A 19,376-nucleotide genomic window follows, 5' to 3' on the forward strand; every position below is an offset into this window, starting at 1 on the left:
GGAAGACGCCGGCGAGCAGGTCGGTGATGAGGTTCATGATCGTGCTTTCTGCTGGTACGGAGGCATCGGGACGATGCCGTCGTGGGACTGCGCAAACCAGGTCTGCAGCCCGTCGCTTGCGCCCCTCAAGCATCCTTCGCCACACGGGAGTTGAGCAACGAATGGCGTGACGATCACGCGTACCAGCGAACACCCGCTCCCCTGTTCGTGTGTTCCCACGCGCCGGGTGCGGTGCGTGTCGGCGATCCTCGAATGTCTGATATGTCGTAATTCCGGGGGTAGCGTGCCGGCATGAGTGAGACCCCGTACGGCCGACACCCCCGGCTGACCCGCCGCGGCCGGCTGCTCCTGCTGCTGGTCGCCCTGCTCGTGGTGGTGGCCGCCGTCGTGCTCGTCCTGGTGCTGAGGAAGCCGGGCGCGTCGGCCAGGAGCCTGGTGGTCCCGGAGGGCTGGCGGGCGAGCCAGGTGTACGAGGCCGTCGACAAGCGACTCGGTCTGCCGCCCGGCACCGCCAGGAAGGCGACGGTGTCGGCGAAGCTGAAGCTGCCGCCCGAGGCGAGGGGCAACCCCGAGGGGTATCTGTTCCCGGCCACCTATCCCGTCACGGACGACACCACCCCGGCCGGCCTGCTCGGCTACATGGTCGACACCGCCAACCGGCGCTTCGGGCAGGACCGGATCGCGGAGGGCGCCCGTGGCAGCGGCCTGACGGTCTACCAGGTGGTGACCATCGCCGGGATCGTGCAGGCGGAAGCCGACTCGGTGGCCGACATGGGCAAGGTCGCGCGTGTCATCCGCAACCGCCTGGAACGCGGCATGCCGCTCCAGATGGACTCCACGCTCAACTACGCGCTCAACCGCTCGACCCTGGCCACCACCACGGGCGACACCCGAATCGAGAGCCCGTACAACACCTATGAGCACAAGGGGCTGCCGCCCACTCCGATCGGCAACCCCGGGCAGCAGGCCGTGGACGCCGCGATTCGCCCGACCCCCGGCAGTTGGCTGTACTTCGTGACCGTGGCCCCGGGCGACACCCGCTTCACGGACAGCTACGCGCAACAGCTGCTCAACGTCAGGGAGTTCAACGAGAACCAGAAGAAACGGGGCGGCGCAGGCTGACCACGCCCCGCCCGGTCACACCCCGCGGCCCAGCGCACCCCGGCCGGTCACACCCCGGCCGGCACGCGCTCCAGAAGTCGCCCGATCTCGCGCACCGCCGCCCGGCCCGCCCGGTTGGCCCCGATCGTCGAGGCGGAGGGGCCGTAGCCGACCAGATGCACCCGCTCGTCCCGTACCGCCCTGGTCCCTTCCAGGCGGATGCCGCCGCCCGGTTCGCGCAGCCGCAGCGGGGCGAGATGGCCGATGACGGGACGGAAGCCGGTGGCCCACACGATGACGTCGGCCTCCACCGTGCGCCCGTCGTCCCAGGCGGCCCCGTGCTCGGTGAGCCGGTCGAACATCGGCAGCCGGTCGAGGACGCCCGCGGCCCGCGCCGCCCGCACGGCGTCGTTCAACGGCAGCCCCGTCACCGACACCACGCTCTTCGGCGGCAGCCCGAGCCGCACCCGCTCCTCCACCATCGCCACGGCCTCACGGCCTGCCTCCTCGTCGAAGGGGCCCTCGCGGAAGACCGGCGGCCGGCGCGTCACCCAGGTCGTCTCCGCCGCGACCCCGGCGATCTCCATCAGATGCTGGGTGCCCGAGGCGCCGCCGCCCACCACGATCACCCGCTGCCCGGCGAAGGCATCGGGCCCCGGATAGCCCGCGGTGTGCACCTGCCGCCCCCGGAACGTGTCGTGGCCCGGATAGCGCGGCCAGAACGGCCGGTCCCAGGTCCCGGTCGCGTTGATCAGCGCACGCGTCGCGTAGCGGCCCTCGGAAGTCTCGACGAGCAGCCGCCCGCCGTCGCCCTCCCGCACGGCCTCCACCTCCACCGGCCGGTGCACCCGCAGGCCGAAGGCGTCCTCGTACGCGGCGAAGTACTCGCCGATCACCTCGGACGACGGGCGGTCACCGGCCGCCCCGGTCAGCTCCATGCCGGGCAGGGCGTGCATCCCGTGCACCTTGCCGTAGGTGAGGGACGGCCAGCGGAACTGCCAGGCGCCGCCCGGCCGGGGCGCGTGGTCGAGCACCACGAAGTCACGGTCGGGCTCCAGGCCCGCCCGCCGCAGGTGGTAGGCGCCGGACAGGCCCGCCTGCCCGGCGCCTATGACCACCACGTCCACCTCGCGCACCCCGAATTCGTTCACGGTTCTACCAACCGTGTGGGGTGCGGAGATCTTCCCGGGGCCGCCTGCTCAGCGGCCCCGCCCGCTCAGCGCCCGCCGCCCACGAGCAGTGGGGCTCCGCCCGGCGCGGAGGCCGGGCGCCCGTTGGCCGCGGGCACGCCTAGCAGGGGAGATGCCGGGGCGGCCGGAAGGAGGCCGCGCGCGGCGAGCTCCGGGGTCACGCCCTCGCCGAACCAGTACGCCTCCTCCAGGTGCGGGTAGCCCGAGAGCACGAAGTGCTCGATGCCGAGCGCGTGGTACTCCTCGATCCGGTCGGCCACCTCGCCGTGGCTGCCGACCAGCGCCGTGCCCGCTCCGCCACGCACCAGACCCACCCCCGCCCACAGGTTCGGCGAGATCTCCAGGGAGTCCCGCGAGCCGCCGTGCAGGGCGAGCATCCGCTGCTGGCCCACCGACTCGCTCGCGCCGAGCGCCTGCTGGGCCGCCGCGATCGTTTCGGCGTCGAGATCGCCGAGCAGCCGGTCGGCCGTCGCCCACGCCTCGCGCGAGGAGTCCCGCGAGATGGTGTGCAGCCGGATGCCGAACCGCACCGTGCGGCCGCGCTCCTCGGCGAGCCCCCGGATCCAGTCGATCTTCTGCTTGACCTGCGCGGGCGGCTCGCCCCACGTCAGATAGACATCCGCGTGATCGGCGGCCACCGGCCCGGCCGCCGGCGAGGACCCGCCGAAGAAGATCTCCGGCAGCGGGTCCGGCGGCAGCGCGGTCAGCCCGCCCTCCACCTGGTAGTGCTCGCCGTCGAAGTCGTACGGCTGCCCGCGCCAGGCGCCGCGGACGACCGAGAGGAACTCCGCGGTCCGTGCATAGCGCCGGTCGTGGTCCAGATGGTCGCCGAAGCGGCGCTGCTCGACGGAGTCGCCGCCCGTCACCACGTTCAGCAGCAGCCGTCCGCGAGTGATCCGCTGGTAGGTGGCGGCCATCTGCGCGGCGAGCACGGGAGAGATCACACCGGGCCGGAAGGCGACGAGGAACTTCAGCCGCTCGGTGTGCTGGGCGAGCGCGGCCGTCGTCAGCCACGCGTCCTCGCACCATGTGCCGGTGGGGGTCAGTACCGCCTCGAAGCCCAACTGCTCCGCCGCCTTGGCTATTTGGGCCAGGTACTCGATGTCGGGCGCGCGCACCCCGGTCACCGGGGAGAGTCGCGAGCGCCGCACGCCGCCGTCGGTGTAGGCGTGGCGGTCGACCAGGGTCCGACCGTCACCGCCGGTGGGCAGGAACCAGTGCAGATGAACGGTCATCAGGAAGAGGCCTTTCCGTACGAGCGGGGCGTGGTGGTGGAGGGCGGGAGCGAGCCGTTGAAGCGGGTGTCGACGTAGTCCTTGAAGGAGAACCGGCGCGGGATCAGCTTCAGATCGGCGAAGGTGTCGGCGATCCGCTGCTCGGAGGAGACCGCGGCGTCGTCCACGGCCACCGCGACCCGGGTCCCGTTGCTGCGCCGCACCGAGTCGAGCGCCACGGAGTAGGGGAGCCCGGTCTCCTTCGACCAGACCCGGGCCCACTCCTCGGGGTGCTTGAAGACCCAGTCCTGGGCGCGGTCCAGCCGCGTGAGGTAGTCGCCGATGGCCTTCGCCTTCGCCGGGTCGTCGAGCGAGGCGGGCGAGGCGACCTGGAACCCGAGGCCGTTGGTGAGGCCCGCCCCCGTCGCCAGGACCCGGCCCTTCTTGGCGCCGAGGACCTGCGAGGTGTACGGGTCCCACACGGCCCAGGCGTCGACCTTGCCCCGGTTGAAGGCGGCCAGGGCGTCGGCCGGCTGGAGATAGCTGAGCGTGACGTCGCCGATGCCGAGCCCGGCCTTCTTCAGGGTGGCCAGCAACTGGTAGTGCGCGGAGCTGCCCTGGGCCACGGCGATCGACTTGCCCTTGAGGTCCGAGGGCGCCTTCAGCGGGGAGTCCTCGGGGACGAGGACGGTCTCGCCCGCGGAGGAGCCGTGGCTCGCCGCCACGATCTTGATCTTGGAGTTGGCTCCGGCGGCGAAGACCGGGGGCGTGTTGCCGACCGCGCCGATGTCGACGGCCTTGGCGTTGACCGCTTCGAGCAGCGGTGGTCCCGAGGTGAACGTGGACCACTTGATCGTGTAGTCGAGGTGGTCGAGTTCACCGGCCGCCTTGAGCAGGGACTGTGAACCGCCTTTCTGGTCACCGACGTTGAGCGTGAGAGAGCCGGAGCCCGAACCGGACCCGGTCCTGGAGTCGGCGGCCGAATTCCCGCCGCAGGCGGCGGCCAGCAGAGCGAGCGGCAGGAGCAGAACGGGCAGGGTGTGGCGTCGCATCGGTACGTGCTTCTTTCTGGGGATCAGCGGGAGCTGTCTGGATGAGGGCGGGCGTCCGGAGGCCCCGGGGTCGGGTCAGCCGGCGGACAAGGCGGGTCGGCGCACGCCCAGTTCGCCGAGGAGGCGGGAGCGCAGCGCGGCGAACCCGGGGGAGCCGACCTCGCGCGGCCGGTCGAGCTCGACCGGCGCGTCATGGGCGATGGCACCGTCCCGCATGACCAGGACCCGGTCGGCGAGCAGCAGCGCCTCGTCCACGTCGTGCGTGACGAGCAGGACCGCGCAGCCGCGCCGCTGCCACAATTCGGCGACCAGTTGCTGCGCCTTGATCCGGGTCAGCGCGTCGAGCGCGCCGAACGGCTCGTCGAGCAGCAGCAGGTCGGGTTCGCGCACCAGGGCTCGGGCGAGCGAGGCGCGCTGTGCCTCGCCGCCGGAGAGCGTCTTGGGCCAGGCGCCGGACCGGTGGCCGAGCCCCACTTCCTCCAACGCGGCCTCGGCCACGTCCCGTTGGGGTTTGCCGGGAAGTCCCAGCAGGACATTGCGCCACACCCGCTTCCACGGCATGAGGCGCGGCGCCTGGAAGGCCACGGCGCGCCGCCGGGGCACCAGTACCGTGCCCTCGATCTCCCGGTCGAGCCCGGCGAGCACCCGCAGCAGCGTCGACTTGCCGCAGCCGCTGCGCCCGAGCAGCGCGGTGAACTCGCCCGCCCGCAGGGTGAGATCGAGCCCGTCGATGACGGGGCGCCCGTCGAACGCGCGGGTCAGCCCCTCGACCCGTACCGCGTCCGGTACGGCATCGGAGGTGGCCGGTGCGGCCGGGGTGGTCACTGGCCGGTGAAGGTCGGTCGCCATTGCAGGAGCAGCCTTTCGAGAGTGCGGACGACGGCGTCGGCGAGCAGGCCGAGGAAGGCGTACACGACCAGGCACACGACGATCACGTCGGTGCGGAAGAACTCGCGGGCCTGGTTCATGAGGAAGCCGATCCCGGCGTCCGCGTTGATCGACTCGCCGAAGACCAGGGCCAGCCAGGCCGTGGCGAGGGAGTACCGCAGGCCGGTCATCGCGCCGGGCAGCGCGCCCGGCAGCACCACATGGCGCACGAGACCCCATCGTCCGAGCCCCAACGCCTGCCCCGCCTCGACGAGTTGGGCATCGACGCCGCGGATGCCGGCGTACACGTTCAGATACAGGTGGAAGGCCACGCCGAGCGCGATGAGGGCCACCTTGGGGGCCTCGCCGATGCCGAGCCAGATGATGAACAGCGGGATCAGGCCGACCCAGGGCACCGTGCGCAGCATCTGCACGGTGGCGTCGATCAGATCCTCGCCGAGCCGGGAGAGCCCGGAGAGCAGGGCGAGGAAGATGCCGGCCGCGCCCCCGATGAGCAGGCCGACCGCGACGCGCTGGAGCGAGATGGCCATCGCCGACGGCAGCGTGCCGTCCCCGATCAGACCGGCTCCCGCGTGGGCCACCGTGCCGGGCGACGCGAGGATGTCGGGGCTCAACACCCCGGTGGCGCTGAGGACTTGCCACAACAGGAGCAGGGTCAGCGGCCCCACGGTGCGGCGCGCCCAGCGCGGCACGGAGCGCAGCCGGCCGCCGCGGGAGGCGACGGGAACGACGGGTTCGAGAACGGGGCCGGCGGGCGGGCCCGCGAGGACTCGGGCCGTGGCAGGGTCTCCGGGCCGGTCGCCTCCCCGGGACGGCGTGGCCCCGCGGGCGGCTCCCTCGGCAGGCGTGACGTGCTCGGCGGGCGCGGCCTCTTCGGCCGGGACGGCTTCTTCGGGCGGGGCGACGGCGTCCGGCGGGGCATGGTCGACAGTCATGGGGACTCCATGGGTGCGAGCGGGTGGAGTGCGCCGGGGGAGGGCGGCCCCGGGCAGGCCAGGTCGGCCCATGCCGGCCTGGACGGTCCCGAAGGCACGCCCTCACGGGGCGCGGGTGCGGGATTCGGGCGCTGGGCACGGCCTCACGGCCCCGCGACCCACGCCGACGGGAGGCCGACGGCGACGGGCGACGGGAAGGCGGGAAGAGCCGGTGAAGGCCGGGAGGGCCCAGCGAAAGGATCCGCGGGAAGGAAGGTGCGGAGTGCGCTGAGAGGAGGCTCAGCGGTCGCGACGGGCCGAGGGGGAAGGTGTCAACGGCCGGACGGGACGCGCCGAAACGTCAGCAGCCGCGACAACAGGCGGCGGACGCCACCCGCAGCAGGTCGATGTGACCGCGCGTGGTGAGCAGGGCTGAACGTGACATGGCGTGAACGTAGCGACCCGTTCCGTACGGGGTCAACGATGTCTCGCCCCTCGGACGCCCGATCTTGCCCATCGGGCGACGGCTCCGGTGCGGCAGAGCGCGTACGGGCGACGTGGCCGGGAAGATGGGAGCCATGTCCGACGCTTTCACCACCCACGTCCTGACCATCACGACCGGTCCTCAGGAGACGGTCACCGATCTGACCGGGGACTGCGAGGAGTTCCTGCGCCGGCACGCGGCCGGCCGCGACGGTCTGCTCAACGTCTTCGTGCCGCACGCCACCGCCGGGATCGCCGTCATGGAGACCGGCGCGGGCAGCGACGACGATCTGCTCGCCGCGCTGCACACCCTGCTCCCCGCCGACGACCGCTGGCAGCACCGGCACGGCAGCCCCGGCCACGGCCGCGACCACGTGCTGCCCGCGCTCGTCGCGCCGCACGCCACGCTGCCCGTCGTCGACGGCCGGCTCGCGCTCGGCACCTGGCAGTCGGTGTGCCTCGTAGATACCAACAAGGACAATCCCAACCGCCAGGTACGGCTCAGTTTTCTCGGCTGAGCCGGGCGAATACAGCTTCAACAGCCCGTGAGTTGAGGGTGTGGCATCATGGCCGCGTTGTGCGCCCGGGGGTGCCGGGCCCCCATCCCCCCGAGCCGCTGAAATCGGAATGACAACAGCCTGCTTCTCCGGCGTGGAAGGCGTGGAAGGCCAAGGATGAAGGTGTCTGGCTCTGCGTTACCGTCGCCGGAGGACCGTCGGCTCAGGCGCCGTCTCAAAAAGGTTCGTCAGAACTGCGAGACGCTGCTCGCGGACTGGGGCATGGAGCACGGGTGCGGCATCGATGAACTGCACCGCTATCTCAGCACGCAGAACCGGCGGCCGATCCATCTCATTCCGATGCCCTTCCCGGAACGTCATCTCTTCGGTCTCTGGCTGAAACTCGACGATTTCGACATCATCGCTTACGAGAAAGCCGCCTCCCCGTCACACAAAGAACACATCATCGCTCATGAGTTGTCCCATATCGCCTTTGCCCACCGCGGTTCCGTGGAATTCGACCACAGCGATACCAGCCGCCTGTTCACCGACGTCGAACCCGCGGTGGTCCAGAGCATGCTGATGCGTTCCCGCTACAGCGACGACGAGGAGCAGGAGGCCGAGACGATGGCCTCGCTGATCCTGGCCCGCGCCACCAAGCGGTGGCTCGAACCCGCCTGGGGAGTCCCCGACGAGGCCGCGGAGATCGTCGCCCGCATCGAGAACGGCGTCGGCCACCCGGACGCGTCATGAACGCGGTCAACACGGTCCTCACCTGGGTGTGCGCGCTCGGCGGCATCGCCGCCTTCGGCTACCGGCTGCCGGACCTGCTGCGCAGGAAGCACGACGTCGCGCTGTGGGCGCTCTGCGTCTACTTCCTCTGCTCGGGAATCAGCTTCCTGGTCGACCTGGACGCGCTGCGGGTGCACATCTCCGACCTGTTCGGCCTGCCCAACATCACCTCGCTCATCGTGCAGGTCGCCGTCGTCGTCCTCACCGCGGCCCAGCAGGTGGTCCTCGTGTACTGGTCGTCGCCGCCCGAGGAGGCCCGCGGGCGGGCGCGGCGCAGGGTGCTGTTCTTCGGCGCCGCGCTGTGCGTCCTGGTGGCCGCCTCCCTCGCCGTCAGCCCGGTCGCCAGCGCCAAGACGGCCACCTCCACCATCCTGCTCAGCATCCAGGACGGCCGGTACGCGCTGTACATGTCGTTCTACCTCGTCATCTGCGGGGTGGGGCAGTTCGAGACGGTCCGGCTCTCCCTGCGCTTCACCAAGATGGCCAACCGGCAGTGGCTGAAGGTCGGTATGCGCACGGTGACCGTCGGCGCGAGCCTGATCCTCGTGTACTGCGTGACCCGCAGCATCCAGATCGCCGGCACCCGGCTGCACTACGACGCCTCCGTTCTCGACCCCATCCAGTGGTCGTGCGGCACCATCGGCGCGCTGCTCCAGATCACCGGCTGGACCATTCCGTCCTGGGGCATCCACCTCACCCGCGCCGGCGGCTGGCTGCGCAGCTACCGCTCCTACCAGCGGCTGCGGCCCCTGTGGTGGGCGCTCTGCCAGGCCTCCCCGGACATCGCGCTCGACCCGCCGCGCTCCTGGGCGCGCGACCTGATCCCGCCGCGCGACCCGCACTACAGCCTCTACCGGCGGGTCATCGAGATACGCGACGGGCAGCTGATGCTCCGCACCTCGCTCTCGCTCGCCGACTTCTCCCGGGTGGCCCGCTCGCTGGGCCTGCCCGAGGACCCCACCTCGCCGCTCGGTGAAGCCCTCCAGGTGCGGGCCGTCCTGAACCGGCCCGCGGAGGAGCGGGACGAGCAGGCCGACGCCGCGGACATCCCCGCCCGGCCGCCGTACGACGACTTCCGCGACGAGGTGGAGTGGCTGACCCAGGTGGCGTCCTCGTTCACCGCCCTCACCCAGGGCCGGGCCGTGCGCGCCCCCGCCAGAATCGCGTCATGACCCGGGCCTCCCACCCACCGGCCGTCGTACGCGACGGCACGGAGCACGGCCTTTCGGCCGCCGAGGCGCTGCGGGCGGCCCGACACCTGGTGACCCTCGACGCCGTACACGGCGCGACGGCCGCCCTCCCCACGGTGCGCCGACTCCTGCACGCCGTACCGCAGTTGACGGCCGCACCGGCCATCCCGCCCGGCGCGGACAGCGACCTGCTCGCCGCCCTCGCCGAACTGTGCGAAGTGATCGGCTGGATCCTCTTCGACGCGGGCCTCGACCACCGGGCGCACCGCATGAACCTGCGGGCCCTGGCCCTCGCCGAACGCTGCGGCGACCGCGCCGTCGCCCGCCTGGTGCTGCTCAACCACAGCATGCTCCACACCCACCGGGGCCGGCCGAGGGCCGCCCTGGCCACCGTGGCCAAGGTGGCGGGCCCCCGGCCGCTGCCCACTCTGATCGCCACCCTCGTCCTGGTCCGCCGCGCCCACGCGATCGCGCTTCTCGGCGGCCACCGGGAGGCCGGCGCGCTCGTCTCCCGCGCCCGCTGCCGGTTCCTCGACGGTGCCTCACGCCTCGACCCGCCCTGGTCCTGGTGGATCGACCAACCCGAACTCACCGGCCACCACGGCTGGGTCCTGGCCAGGCTGCACGACTGGGACCACGCCATCCCGCTGCTGTACGAGGCGGCCACGACCCCCGGCCCCTCCTACCGCCACCTCTTCACCGCCGAGCTGCTCGCCGCCCTCGCCGGGGCCGGCGCGTGGCGCGAGGCCGAAGACCTCATCACCGACCTCGCCCCGCGTGCCCCGGGCATCGGCTCCGTACGGACGACCCAGACCCTCGCCCGTACCGCCGCCCATCTGCGCGACCGCGCGGCGGCGCCCGTGAACCTGCGGGACGCGGCGGCCTTCCTGCTGGAGTCCGTCCCCCCTCATCCCGAGGGCCGGGACCGGCCTTCCCGCTAGGGCCGTCGCGCCCCGCGAGCACCACCCCACCCAGCCGACAGACAGGGACAACATGCTTCACATCCGGGTGTCCACGCCCGCGGCCGCCGCTCTCGTGGCGGTCGTTCTCCTCTTCGCCTCCGGAGGCCCCGTCTCCGAGGTCGCCTACGGCACCTCCGTGTCGCCGGCGGCGCAGGCGCGGACCACCACGCACGGCAGCCCGTACGTGTCGACCCACCTCTACTTCGGAACGGGCCGTCACAACGGCCAACCACCCATCACCGACGAAGAGTTCATGAAGTTCGTCGCCGATGTCATCACGCCGCGCTTCCCGGCCGGGCTGACCATACAAGAGGGCCGCGGGCAGTGGCGTGACAAGACGGGCAGCATCAACCGCGAGAACTCCTACGAGCTGACGGTGCTCTATCCCGCGCGCGAGGCCCGCACGCACGACCCCGACATCGAGTACATCAGGGACCTGTACTGCTCGATGTACGGCCTGGAATCCGTGGGCCGCGCCGACGTGCAGGCGCAGGCCGACTTCTGAGCCGCCCCGGTTCCGGGCGGACCGGTTCCCCCACGGCCGCCGTCCCGGCCGAGCCGCCCCCGCCGCGCACCGCGCGGCCTACGGGAGCGTGAGCCGGCGGATGACGAAGAGCATCCCGCCGAGCAGCACCAGGACCGCTCCCCTGATCAGCCCGTCGAGGTCACTGACCCCGGCGATCACCAGACGCCGCCCGCCCGCGCCGGTGGCCACGGCCACGGCGCGGGGCGTGGCGGTCGCCGCAGGCACGTCGGCGTCCCGGCCGGTGGCGGCGGTGGGCGACGGCGAGGCCGTCCCGCACCGCAGAACGCCTTCGACGTCCTGGCGGAAACCGTTCGGGCCGAGGACGGTGAAGCGGTAGCTCCGGCCCTGCCCCACCGGCACCGCGATGGTCCTCGCCCGGCCCGGCCCCACGCTGACCGCGACCCCCGCAAGATCGAAACGGAACGGCGCGTCGCCCGCGTTGCTCGCCGTGACGTCGACACCGCCTCCGGCGCAGTCGTCCGCGGCGACCACGGAGGGCACGGGCCCGCGCGCGGGCAGCGCCGCGCCGGTGCCCAGGAGGGTGCTCACCGCCGCGAGCGCGAGGGCCCGCGGGGCCGCGCCGTACTGCGATACGTGCCTCACGGGGGCCCCTTCGAGGTGGGGGAGTGGCGGCGGCAGGGACGCACCCCAGTACGCGCGCCGACCGCGGCGTGTTCAACCCGCCCTGCGCACGGGCCCGTTGACCGCCTCGCGATCCGGGCCTCACAGGCCGGGCGCGCCCCAGACCGGGAACCAGCGCGACAGATCCTCCTCGATCCGCAGTTCATCGGCGACGACCGCCCTGACCCGCAGTTCGAGCGCGTTGTCCCGCCGGTCGCCGGGGAGCGGCGCGAACGGATAGAACGTGCCCCGCTTGTAGAGGTACACCAGCGCGAACATCCGGCCCTCGCCGTCCTCGAACCCGACCAGGGAGCACAGGAGCTGGGGGCCGAAGCCCGATCCTTCCAGGGCGGTGTTCACGGCGTGCAGATCGCCCACGAGCGAGGTCAGGTCGTCCGGGCCGCGCCGCGAGAGCAGCCACGAATAGCCGTAGGAGTCGCGGCTGAACTCCACGGGGGCGCCCGCCCGTTCGCCGTCCGTGCCGAGCAGCTCCGTCACGTCCTCGCGGATTTCGGCGAACGCCCGGCCCTCCACCGTCGTGAAGCACACCGAGCCCCGGCCGGTCGGCGCGAAACCGGCCGCCGCTCCCAGCGTGACGGCGGCGGAGGGCAGCGCGAACAGCCGGTCCAGGTCGGGCGCGACCGGCCGGGTGCGGCCGAGCAGGATGTCGAGGAAACCCATGCGCTGTGCCCTTCGTCGCGGGGAGTGGGGCCGGGCCCCGGTCATGCCGGACGCCCGAGCTCCGCGGAGATCCCGGCCAGCCGGTCGAGCCGCTCCTCCAGGCTCGGGTGGGTGGCGAAGAGCCGGGCGACCCGGCTGCCCGCGCCGAGGGCGGGGACGAAGTAGAAGGCGTTGAAGGCGCTCGCGGTGCGTAGGTCCTTGGCGGGGATCCGGGCGATGTCACCGTCCAGCTTGGTCAGTGCGGAGGCCAGGGCCGAGGGATGCCCGGTGAGCAGGGCGCCGGCCCGGTCGGCGGCCAGTTCGCGGTAGCGCGACAGCGTCCGGACGAGCAGGAAACTCAGTGAGTACACGAGCACCGACACCGCCATGACGGCCGCGAGGACCGCCATCGTGTTCTGGTCGCGCCGCCCGCGGCCGCCGTACAGCTCCGAATAGAACGCGAAGCGGACGACGAGCCCCGCGACGACGCCGAGGAACGAGGCGACGGTGATCACCGCGACATCGCGGTGCGCCACATGGGACAGCTCGTGGGCGAGCACCCCCTCCAGCTCCTCGGGCTCCAGACGGCGCAGCAGCCCCGTCGTGACGCAGAGCACCGCGTGGTCGGCGTTGCGGCCGGTGGCGAACGCGTTGGGCAGGTCCGTGTCGGCGACGGCGAGCTGGGGCCTCGGCATGTCCGCGGCGGCGCACAGCCGGTCGAGGACGCCGTGCAGCTGCGGCTGCTCCGCCCGGGTCACGACCCGGCCGTGCATCGCGTACAGGGCGATGCGGTCCGAGAACCAGTACTGCGACCACAGGACGGCCGCCGCCACCACGACCACCACGACCGTCGACCTGAGCAGCACCAGGAGGGCCGCCACGAAGGCCACGTACAGCAGGCCCAGCAGGAACACCGTGACCAGCATGCGGGTGGTCAGCTGCCGGTCGGGTTCGAAACGGCTGCGCACGGCCGACTTCTTGATCATGGCGTACCTCGTCGGAGCGTGAAGGGGTGCTCACTCTCCACGATGCCACCGCGCGGGGGCTTCAGAGCAGTTGCCGCCGTACCAATTCGTGCAGGTGCCCGCGGGGATCGGCGAGGAGCTCGGCGGGGGGACCCTGCTGCACCACACGGCCCTCGGCCATCACGACCACCCGGTCGGCGTCGAGGACCGTGGAGAGCCGGTGGGCGATGACGAAGCGGGTCGCGTCGAGGCGCCTGGTGCTCTCGATCACGACGCGCTGGGTCTCGTTGTCGAGGGCGCTCGTGGCCTCGTCGAAGAAGAGGACGCGGGGGCGGCGCACCAGTGCCTGGGCGATCATGAGGCGCTGGCGCTGGCCGCCCGAGATGGCGCCGCCGCCGGAGATCATGGTGTGCAGGCCCATCGGCATCCGCTTGATGTCCTCGGCGAGCCCCGCCATGGCGGCCGCCTCCCACGCCTCCTCCTGGCTGAACACCTCCGCCCCGCAGATGCAGTCGAGGATCGACCCGGAGAGCGGCTGGGCGTTCTGCAGCACGACCCCGCACTGGCGGCGCACGGCCGCCCGGTCCAGGGCGGCCAGGTCCTGGCCGTCGTAGAGGACGCTGCCCGCGACCGGGTCGTCGAAGCCGATGAGCAGGCGCAGCAGTGTCGACTTGCCGCAGCCGCTGGGCCCGACGACCGCCACGAACTCGCCGGGCGCCACCTTCAGTGACACGTCGTCCAGGACGAGCGGCCCGTCCTCGCCGTAGCGGAACGACACCCCTCTCGCCTCGATGCCGCCCGCCAGCACACCGGGCTGGGTGCTGGCCCCGCGCACCTCGGGCGCCTCGTCGAGCACCGGCTTGATCTGCTCGAACATCGGGAGCACCGCGGCCGCCGAGACGAACGCCCCGGTGAGCTGGGTGACCGCGGTGAGCAGCATCGTCACGGCGGTGTTGAACGTGAGGAACGCGCCCGCCGAGAGGGAGCCGCGGGCCGGGCCCGCGAGCAGGGCGAACATCAGGAGCGAACACAGCGGCAGGTAGACGGCGTTGAGGACCGTCGTCATGTTCTTGATCCGCCCGGCCCGCTGGTGGAGCTCGCGGCTGCGGGCGAACTCGCCGGCCCACGCCCCGTACGCGAAGCTCTCGGCCGCCGCGACCCGCAGCTTGGGCAGCCCGCGCAGGGTCTGGAACGCCTGGTTGTTGAGCCTGTTGCTCAGCTCGACCAGCCGGCGCTGCCAGCGCAGCTCCCACATCCCCATGGCGAGGAACACCGCCGCGATGACGACGAGCACGGCGATCGCGACCAGGGCGAGCGGCACACTGAAGCACAGCAGCAGCACCAGGTTGACCGCCCCGACCGTGCCCGCCTGCACCACCACGGGAGCGGTGCCCGAAAGGACCCGGCGGATCGCGCCGACGCCCATCGCCGCGCTCGCCAGCTCGCCCGTGGAACGCTCGGCGAAGAACTTGGTGGGAAGCCTCAACAGGCGGTCCCACACGGCGGGTTGGAGGGTCGCCTCGATACGCCCCTCCATGCGCAGGATGGTGAGGTTCTGGAGCAGTGTGAACGCGGCCGACACGATGGCGCTGATCACGACGGCGAGCGACACCTGCGTGATGAGTCCGGTCTCGGCGCGCGGTACGTACGCGCCGAGCACCTGCCCCGTCGCGAGCGGCACCAGCGCGCCGAGCGCCACCGTCACCAGACCCGCCAGGAGCAGGCGGCGCAGATCGGGACGGGTGCCGCGCAGGCTGAAGCGGAGCAGCCCCCAGGCGCCGAGGGGCCGCTCGGGCAGCGGCCGGTACAGCATCACGGCGCGCCGCTCGAACCCGTCGGCGTTGCCCGCGTCCACCCGGGTGCGCCGGCCCGACGCCGGGTGCACCGCGTCGTACCCGCCGCGCCGCCACAGCAGGGCGACGGGGGAGCCGCTCGTGCGGTGGCCCACCAGCGGGCCGGAGTCCTCACGCCACCAGCGCCCGTCGAGCCGCACCGGACGGGTCCGGATCCGGGATCCGGCCGCGACCCGCTCGACCGGGTCGATCCGGTCGCTGACCGCGCCGCCGAGCGTGGGCTCGGCCAGGGTGATGCCGGCGGCGTCGGCGACGAGCCGGCAGGCGGCGTACGTCGCGTCGTCGCCCGGGGCGGCGGTGCGCGGGGCGGAGCCGCGGGTGCGGCCGATGGAGGTGAGCAGCGCCCGGTCCGCCTCCTCGCGGACCGCCTCGCCCGCCTTGATCCCGGCCGCGGTGCGGTCCTCGTGGGCGCGCTCCATGCGCTCGATCCAGCGGTCCAGTGCCGAGAGCAGCCGGTACTGCTGATTGACCATGCCCTGCCACAGGGCGCCGTCCACGAGCAGGTCGCCCGCGGCCTCCGCGCTGAACGCCGCCCCGTACTGAACGCTGCCCGGCGCCACCGCGAGCCACAGGTTGTCGTCGTCGGCCACCGCGTCGTCGAGCGCGGTCCGGCCGTCCAACGGGGCCTCGAACAGGACGCGTTGGCCGCGCCCCACCCCCAGCGAGAAGGCGTGTTCCAGCAGGCTCAGGGCCGCGTCCCCGGTGTCGTAGCCGCCGGGGTACGCGGCCTCGTACCCCTGGGCGTACGGCGGCCGGTACAGCTCGCGCAGCGCGATGCGGCGCAGCACGCAGTCGCGCAGGGGGCGGCCGACCAGGGTGTGGCGCGGGCCCTCGACGGGGCCGAGGAGCAGCGTGCCGGGTTCCAGACGGCCGAGGAAGTGCCAGTGGCCGCCGTCCGCCGCGTCGACCGCGAACAGGTCGAGGGCGCCGCCCACCACCAGCCACAGCACCTGGGGGCCCTGGAGCGAGAACCCGGGAAGCCCGGCGCAGTCGATGTGCTGCCCGAGGCCGCCGAGCGCCGCGACGACGGGGTCGTGGGCTGCGGCTTCCGGATGCGACGAGGGGTGCGCGAAGGGGTGTGCCGACGTCACCTCAGTGCTCCCTGACCAGCTCGGCGTAGGGCCCGGCGGCCGCGATGAGCTCCTCGTGACGGCCGCGCTCGACCACGCTCCCGTGGTCGAGCACCACGATCTCGTCGCTGTCGCGGACCGTGCTCAGACGGTGCGCGATGACCACGCAGGCACAGCCGCGGCGGCGCAGGTTGTCGATGATGACGTGTTCGGTCTCGGCGTCCAGGGCGCTGGTGACCTCGTCGAGGACGAGGACGCTGGGCCCGCGCACCAGCGCCCTCGCGATCTCCAGACGCTGGCGCTGACCACCGGAGAAGTTGTGCCCGTCCTGCTCGACGCGGCTGTGGATGCCGCCGGGGCGGCGCGCGACGACCTCGTACAGCGCCGCGTCCTTGAGGGCCGCGACGACGGCGTCGTCCGGGATCGAGGGGTCCCACAGCGCGATGTTGTCCCGCACCGTGCCCTCGAAGAGGAAGACGTCCTGGTCGACGAAGGACACCGACGCGGCGAGCGCCCCGCGCGCGATGTCCTCCAGACGCTGCCCGTCGATGCTGATGGTGCCCTCCCAGGGCGTGTAGAGCCCCGAAATGAGCCGGGACACCGTCGACTTGCCGCTGCCCGAGCCGCCGACCAGAGCCACCTGCCGGCCGGGCCCGACGGTCAGCGAGAACCCGGTGAGCAGCGGCTTGTCGAGCGGGCTGTAGCCGAACGTGATGTTGTCGAGCGTCACATGGCCCTTGAGGCGCCGGGTGCTCGCCGGCGGCTCGGGGCGTGCATGGAGCGCGTCCACGGGAAAGTTCTCGACGTCCTTGAGCCGGGCCACGTCCGCCGCGAAGTCCTGGATGCGTCCCGCCACGCCGTTGAGGCGGGTCACCGGAGCGGTGAAGCGGGTCACGAGCGCCTGGAACGCGACGAGCAGACCGATCGACAGGTGCCCCTCCACCGCCCGCAGCCCGCCGATCCACAGGATCAGCGCGCTGTTCAGGGTGGCGAGCGCCGGGGCGACGATGCCGAGCCAGGCGCTCGGCACGCCCAGGCGCTGCTGCTCGTCGAGGGTGGTGGCGTGCTGGCCCGCCCACCGCCGGAAGAACCCGTTCTCACCGCCGGTCGCCTTCATCGTCTCGATCAACTGGAGGCCGGTGTAGGAGGTGTTGGTGAGCCGGGCGCTGTCGGCGCGCAGCTTCTGCGTGCCGGTGGCCCGCAGCCGTACCACCACGCGCATCGCGACGACGTTGAGCAGCGCGATGGCGACGCCGATGAGGGTCAGCTGCGGATCGTAGGTCCACAGCAGGAACGCGTAGAGCAGCACCACGATGCCGTCGACGGCCGCGGCGGTCAGGTCCCGGGCGAGCGTCTCGGCGACCGCGTCGTTGGACTGGAGGCGCTGGACGAGGTCGGCGGGGCTGCGCTGGGCGAAGAAGGTGACCGGCAGCCGCAGCAGATGCCGGAAGAAGCGGGCGCTGCCGAGGGTGGAGGAGATGATGCGCCCGCGCAGCAGATTGGCCTGCTGGAGCCAGGTCAGCACGACGGTGAGCGCCACCATGGTGCCCATCGCCGTGAACAGCACGCCCAGCAAGGAGTCCTGATGACCTATCAGGAAGAGGTCGATGTACGTACGGCTCAGCGCGGGCAGGGTCGCGCCGACGGCCACCAGGAGCAGGCTCGCGAGCAGTGAGGCGAGCATCGTGGCGGAGGTGCCGCGCAGCCGGGCGGGCAGCGCGGACAGGACGCCGGGTCCCCGGCCGCCGCGCCGGAAGCCGGGGCCGGGCTCCAGGACCAGGACGACGCCGGTGAAGCTGGTGTCGAACTCCTCCGACGCCACGAAGCGGCGCCCCTTGGCGGGGTCGTTGACGTGGACGCCCCGGCGGCCGAGCCGGCGTCCCGTCCCGTCGTACACGACGTAGTGGTTGAACTCCCAGAACAGGATGGCCGGGGCCGGCACCTCGGCGAGCGCGGCCGGTTCCATCTGCATGCCCTTGGCGGTGAGCCCGTAACTGCGGGCCGCCTTCAGGATGTTGCTGGCCCGCGACCCGTCGCGCGAGACGCCGCACGCGATGCGCAGCTCCTCCAAGGGCACATGGCGCCCGTGGTGGGCGAGCACCATGGCGAGCGAGGCGGCGCCGCATTCGAGCGCCTCCATCTGGAGCACCGTGGGGGTGCGCACACTCGGGACGCTGCGGGGCGCGGGCGCCCGGCGGCGGGAGCGCCGGGCGCCACCGGCCGGTGTGCTCCTGCCGCGGCCGTGCCCTGCGGGCGGCAGCCCGGCGGCGGGGGGTGGGGTGCGGGGTGCGGTCACGGGAGGAGCCAATCGAGGGGACGCCGGTCGGCCAGGTGGACGGTGGCGGTGGCCGGGGTCATGGAGTCGACGGCGAACGGCGGACCGTCGGCCGACGACCAGCGGTAGCCGGACGTGGTGGGCGCGCGGTCGAGGCGTACGAGGACGCCCACCGGCCTGCCCTGCCGTGAGAACTGCTCGGCGAGGCGTGCGTCGCCGAGGAACGCGGCGATCTGCTGGCTGGACTGCGGCGCCCTGCCGACGGCGGCCACCCGGCCGCGCAGCACCCCGTACCGGTCGGCCGGCACGGACTGCACGGTGAGGTCGACCCGGGCGCCCAGCGGGACCTCGGCCCCGCTGTCGCCGGGCACGTACGCCATGACCACCAGGGGGTCGTCGGGGCCGGAGGCGCGTTCCACGCTGGCCACGTTCGCGCCGGTGGCGACGACGGAGCCGATCGTGGCGGCGAGGCCGGTGAGGCGGCCCGGGGCGATCGCCCGGACGGTCCGGTCGCCCTGCGCGGTGCGGACCTGGAGCAGCGGCGCCTGGGCGGCCAGGGCCTGGCCCTCCTTGGCGTACACCGCGGTGATCTGGCCCGCCACGGGGCTCTGCAGGACATAGCTGCCCTGCGCGTGCGTGAGGATCGCGGGCGCGTCGACGGTGGAGGAGACGGACCCCTCGACGGCCCAGAAACAGGCGGCGGCCATCACCACCACAGTGACCAGAAGGACGAGCCTGCCCTGCGGGCGCGCGAAACGCACCGGCAGGTCGAGTTCCTCCGGCGACTGCAGTTTGGAAAGGGCCTGCTGACGAAACTGCACGGAACTCTTCCCTCACCCGTGAACCATCGGCAAATGAGCCCCGGAACCTGTCGGGTTCCGGGGCTCGAATGCGATCTCAGAGACCGGCGACGAGACCGGTGGCCAGGCCCGTGACGGCGCCCGTGTTCACACCGGTGACCGAGCCGACGAGGCCCGTGACCGAGTTGACGATGCCCGAGACGGGGAGCACGGAGTCGGCGGTGCCGGTCACGTTGGAGAGAGCGGTGCCGACCAGGCCGCCGGAGACGTTGTCGAGGTCGGCGTCGGAGATCTCGAGGGTCTCAACCTGAGCGTTGTTCATG

At 72.6% G+C, this 19,376-nt stretch carries 18 protein-coding genes; 6 read left to right on the plus strand and 12 right to left on the minus strand.

All coding sequences use genetic code 11. The annotated features are described in order from the left end of the window. The first annotated feature begins 291 nt into the window (after positions 1-291). Positions 292-1,122, plus strand: coding sequence for an endolytic transglycosylase MltG (mltG, locus tag OOJ98_RS11080; RefSeq protein WP_267054459.1), 831 nt, complete (start codon positions 292-294; stop codon positions 1,120-1,122). A gap of 47 nt (positions 1,123-1,169) precedes the next feature. On the opposite strand, the gene OOJ98_RS11085 is transcribed toward mltG, so the two are convergent. From OOJ98_RS11085 to OOJ98_RS11105, 5 genes are all read right to left on the minus strand, one after another. After that, positions 1,170-2,237: an NAD(P)-binding domain-containing protein gene (locus OOJ98_RS11085; protein WP_267055597.1), complete on the minus strand. Its 1,068-nt coding sequence runs from the start codon at positions 2,235-2,237 to the stop codon at positions 1,170-1,172. An 80-nt stretch (positions 2,238-2,317) separates the two neighbouring features. Next, the gene (locus OOJ98_RS11090; RefSeq protein WP_267054460.1) at positions 2,318-3,526 is read right to left on the minus strand and encodes an LLM class flavin-dependent oxidoreductase; all 1,209 of its coding nucleotides are present in this window, start codon (positions 3,524-3,526) and stop codon (positions 2,318-2,320) included. Further along, the gene (locus OOJ98_RS11095; RefSeq protein ID WP_267054461.1) at positions 3,526-4,557 is read right to left on the minus strand and encodes an ABC transporter substrate-binding protein; all 1,032 of its coding nucleotides are present in this window, start codon (positions 4,555-4,557) and stop codon (positions 3,526-3,528) included. The genes OOJ98_RS11090 and OOJ98_RS11095 overlap by 1 nt, the downstream gene beginning before the upstream one ends. Positions 4,558-4,632: 75 nt before the next feature. Then, a complete protein-coding gene (locus OOJ98_RS11100; RefSeq protein WP_267054462.1) occupies positions 4,633-5,406 on the minus strand; it encodes an ABC transporter ATP-binding protein in 774 nt (257 codons plus the stop codon). Then, a complete protein-coding gene (locus OOJ98_RS11105) occupies positions 5,379-6,380 on the minus strand; it encodes an ABC transporter permease (RefSeq protein WP_323177887.1) in 1,002 nt (333 codons plus the stop codon). Before OOJ98_RS11105 ends, OOJ98_RS11100 begins: the two co-directional genes overlap by 28 nt. Before the next feature lie 557 nt (positions 6,381-6,937). Between OOJ98_RS11105 and OOJ98_RS11110 the strand changes: the two genes are divergently transcribed. The 5 genes from OOJ98_RS11110 to OOJ98_RS11130 all read left to right on the plus strand — a co-directional run bounded on the left by OOJ98_RS11110 (position 6,938) and on the right by OOJ98_RS11130 (position 10,788). Continuing rightward, positions 6,938-7,360, plus strand: a complete 423-nt coding sequence (locus OOJ98_RS11110) for a secondary thiamine-phosphate synthase enzyme YjbQ (RefSeq protein ID WP_267054463.1) — start codon at positions 6,938-6,940, stop codon at positions 7,358-7,360. A gap of 156 nt (positions 7,361-7,516) precedes the next feature. Next, positions 7,517-8,092 (plus strand): hypothetical protein, encoded by a 576-nt coding sequence (locus tag OOJ98_RS11115; protein ID WP_267054464.1) that lies wholly within the window; start codon positions 7,517-7,519, stop codon positions 8,090-8,092. Beyond that, positions 8,089-9,303, plus strand: a complete 1,215-nt coding sequence (locus OOJ98_RS11120) for an MAB_1171c family putative transporter (protein WP_267054465.1) — start codon at positions 8,089-8,091, stop codon at positions 9,301-9,303. Before OOJ98_RS11115 ends, OOJ98_RS11120 begins: the two co-directional genes overlap by 4 nt. Then, positions 9,300-10,262: a DNA-binding protein gene (locus tag OOJ98_RS11125; RefSeq protein WP_267054466.1), complete on the plus strand. Its 963-nt coding sequence runs from the start codon at positions 9,300-9,302 to the stop codon at positions 10,260-10,262. Before OOJ98_RS11120 ends, OOJ98_RS11125 begins: the two co-directional genes overlap by 4 nt. Positions 10,263-10,314: 52 nt before the next feature. After that, on the plus strand, positions 10,315-10,788 hold the full coding sequence (locus OOJ98_RS11130; RefSeq protein ID WP_267054467.1) for a DUF3574 domain-containing protein: 474 nt from the start codon (positions 10,315-10,317) through the stop codon (positions 10,786-10,788). A gap of 78 nt (positions 10,789-10,866) precedes the next feature. Here the strand turns inward: OOJ98_RS11130 and OOJ98_RS11135 are convergent, their stop codons facing one another. The 7 genes from OOJ98_RS11135 to OOJ98_RS11165 form a co-directional block, all read right to left on the minus strand. After that, positions 10,867-11,412, minus strand: coding sequence for a phospholipase domain-containing protein (locus tag OOJ98_RS11135; RefSeq protein ID WP_267054468.1), 546 nt, complete (start codon positions 11,410-11,412; stop codon positions 10,867-10,869). A 120-nt stretch (positions 11,413-11,532) separates the two neighbouring features. Further along, the gene (locus OOJ98_RS11140) at positions 11,533-12,111 is read right to left on the minus strand and encodes a hypothetical protein (protein ID WP_267054469.1); all 579 of its coding nucleotides are present in this window, start codon (positions 12,109-12,111) and stop codon (positions 11,533-11,535) included. Positions 12,112-12,152: 41 nt separating this feature from the next. Then, on the minus strand, positions 12,153-13,058 hold the full coding sequence (gene htpX, locus OOJ98_RS11145; protein ID WP_267055599.1) for a zinc metalloprotease HtpX: 906 nt from the start codon (positions 13,056-13,058) through the stop codon (positions 12,153-12,155). A gap of 79 nt (positions 13,059-13,137) precedes the next feature. Next, positions 13,138-15,999, minus strand: coding sequence for an NHLP bacteriocin export ABC transporter permease/ATPase subunit (locus OOJ98_RS11150; protein WP_267054470.1), 2,862 nt, complete (start codon positions 15,997-15,999; stop codon positions 13,138-13,140). 1 nt (position 16,000) lies between these two features. Next, positions 16,001-18,142 carry an NHLP family bacteriocin export ABC transporter peptidase/permease/ATPase subunit gene (locus OOJ98_RS11155; RefSeq protein WP_267054471.1) on the minus strand — a complete coding sequence of 714 codons (2,142 nt, stop codon included), beginning with the start codon at positions 18,140-18,142 and terminating at the stop codon, positions 16,001-16,003. 128 nt (positions 18,143-18,270) lie between these two features. After that, positions 18,271-19,074: an HlyD family efflux transporter periplasmic adaptor subunit gene (locus OOJ98_RS11160; RefSeq protein ID WP_267054472.1), complete on the minus strand. Its 804-nt coding sequence runs from the start codon at positions 19,072-19,074 to the stop codon at positions 18,271-18,273. Positions 19,075-19,150: 76 nt separating this feature from the next. Continuing rightward, a complete protein-coding gene (locus OOJ98_RS11165) occupies positions 19,151-19,375 on the minus strand; it encodes a type A2 lantipeptide (RefSeq protein WP_267054473.1) in 225 nt (74 codons plus the stop codon). Position 19,376: the final 1 nt, after the last annotated feature.

The sequence above is a fragment of the Streptomyces sp. NBC_00083 genome, from assembly GCF_026343295.1.
Classification (GTDB): Bacteria; Actinomycetota; Actinomycetes; order Streptomycetales; family Streptomycetaceae; genus Streptomyces.

Coding starts and splice junctions, on each gene's coding strand:
- OOJ98_RS11125 (WP_267054466.1), top strand. CDS start 9,300: ATGACCCGGGCCTCCCACCCACCGGCCGTCGTACGCGACGGCACGGAG.
- OOJ98_RS11115 (WP_267054464.1), top strand. CDS start 7,517: ATGAAGGTGTCTGGCTCTGCGTTACCGTCGCCGGAGGACCGTCGGCTC.
- OOJ98_RS11130 (WP_267054467.1), top strand. CDS start 10,315: ATGCTTCACATCCGGGTGTCCACGCCCGCGGCCGCCGCTCTCGTGGCG.
- OOJ98_RS11120 (WP_267054465.1), top strand. CDS start 8,089: ATGAACGCGGTCAACACGGTCCTCACCTGGGTGTGCGCGCTCGGCGGC.
- OOJ98_RS11110 (WP_267054463.1), top strand. CDS start 6,938: ATGTCCGACGCTTTCACCACCCACGTCCTGACCATCACGACCGGTCCT.
- mltG (WP_267054459.1), top strand. CDS start 292: ATGAGTGAGACCCCGTACGGCCGACACCCCCGGCTGACCCGCCGCGGC.
- OOJ98_RS11100 (WP_267054462.1), bottom strand. CDS start 5,406: ATGGCGACCGACCTTCACCGGCCAGTGACCACCCCGGCCGCACCGGCC.
- OOJ98_RS11105 (WP_323177887.1), bottom strand. CDS start 6,380: ATGACTGTCGACCATGCCCCGCCGGACGCCGTCGCCCCGCCCGAAGAA.
- OOJ98_RS11165 (WP_267054473.1), bottom strand. CDS start 19,375: ATGAACAACGCTCAGGTTGAGACCCTCGAGATCTCCGACGCCGACCTC.
- OOJ98_RS11090 (WP_267054460.1), bottom strand. CDS start 3,526: ATGACCGTTCATCTGCACTGGTTCCTGCCCACCGGCGGTGACGGTCGG.
- OOJ98_RS11095 (WP_267054461.1), bottom strand. CDS start 4,557: ATGCGACGCCACACCCTGCCCGTTCTGCTCCTGCCGCTCGCTCTGCTG.
- OOJ98_RS11140 (WP_267054469.1), bottom strand. CDS start 12,111: ATGGGTTTCCTCGACATCCTGCTCGGCCGCACCCGGCCGGTCGCGCCC.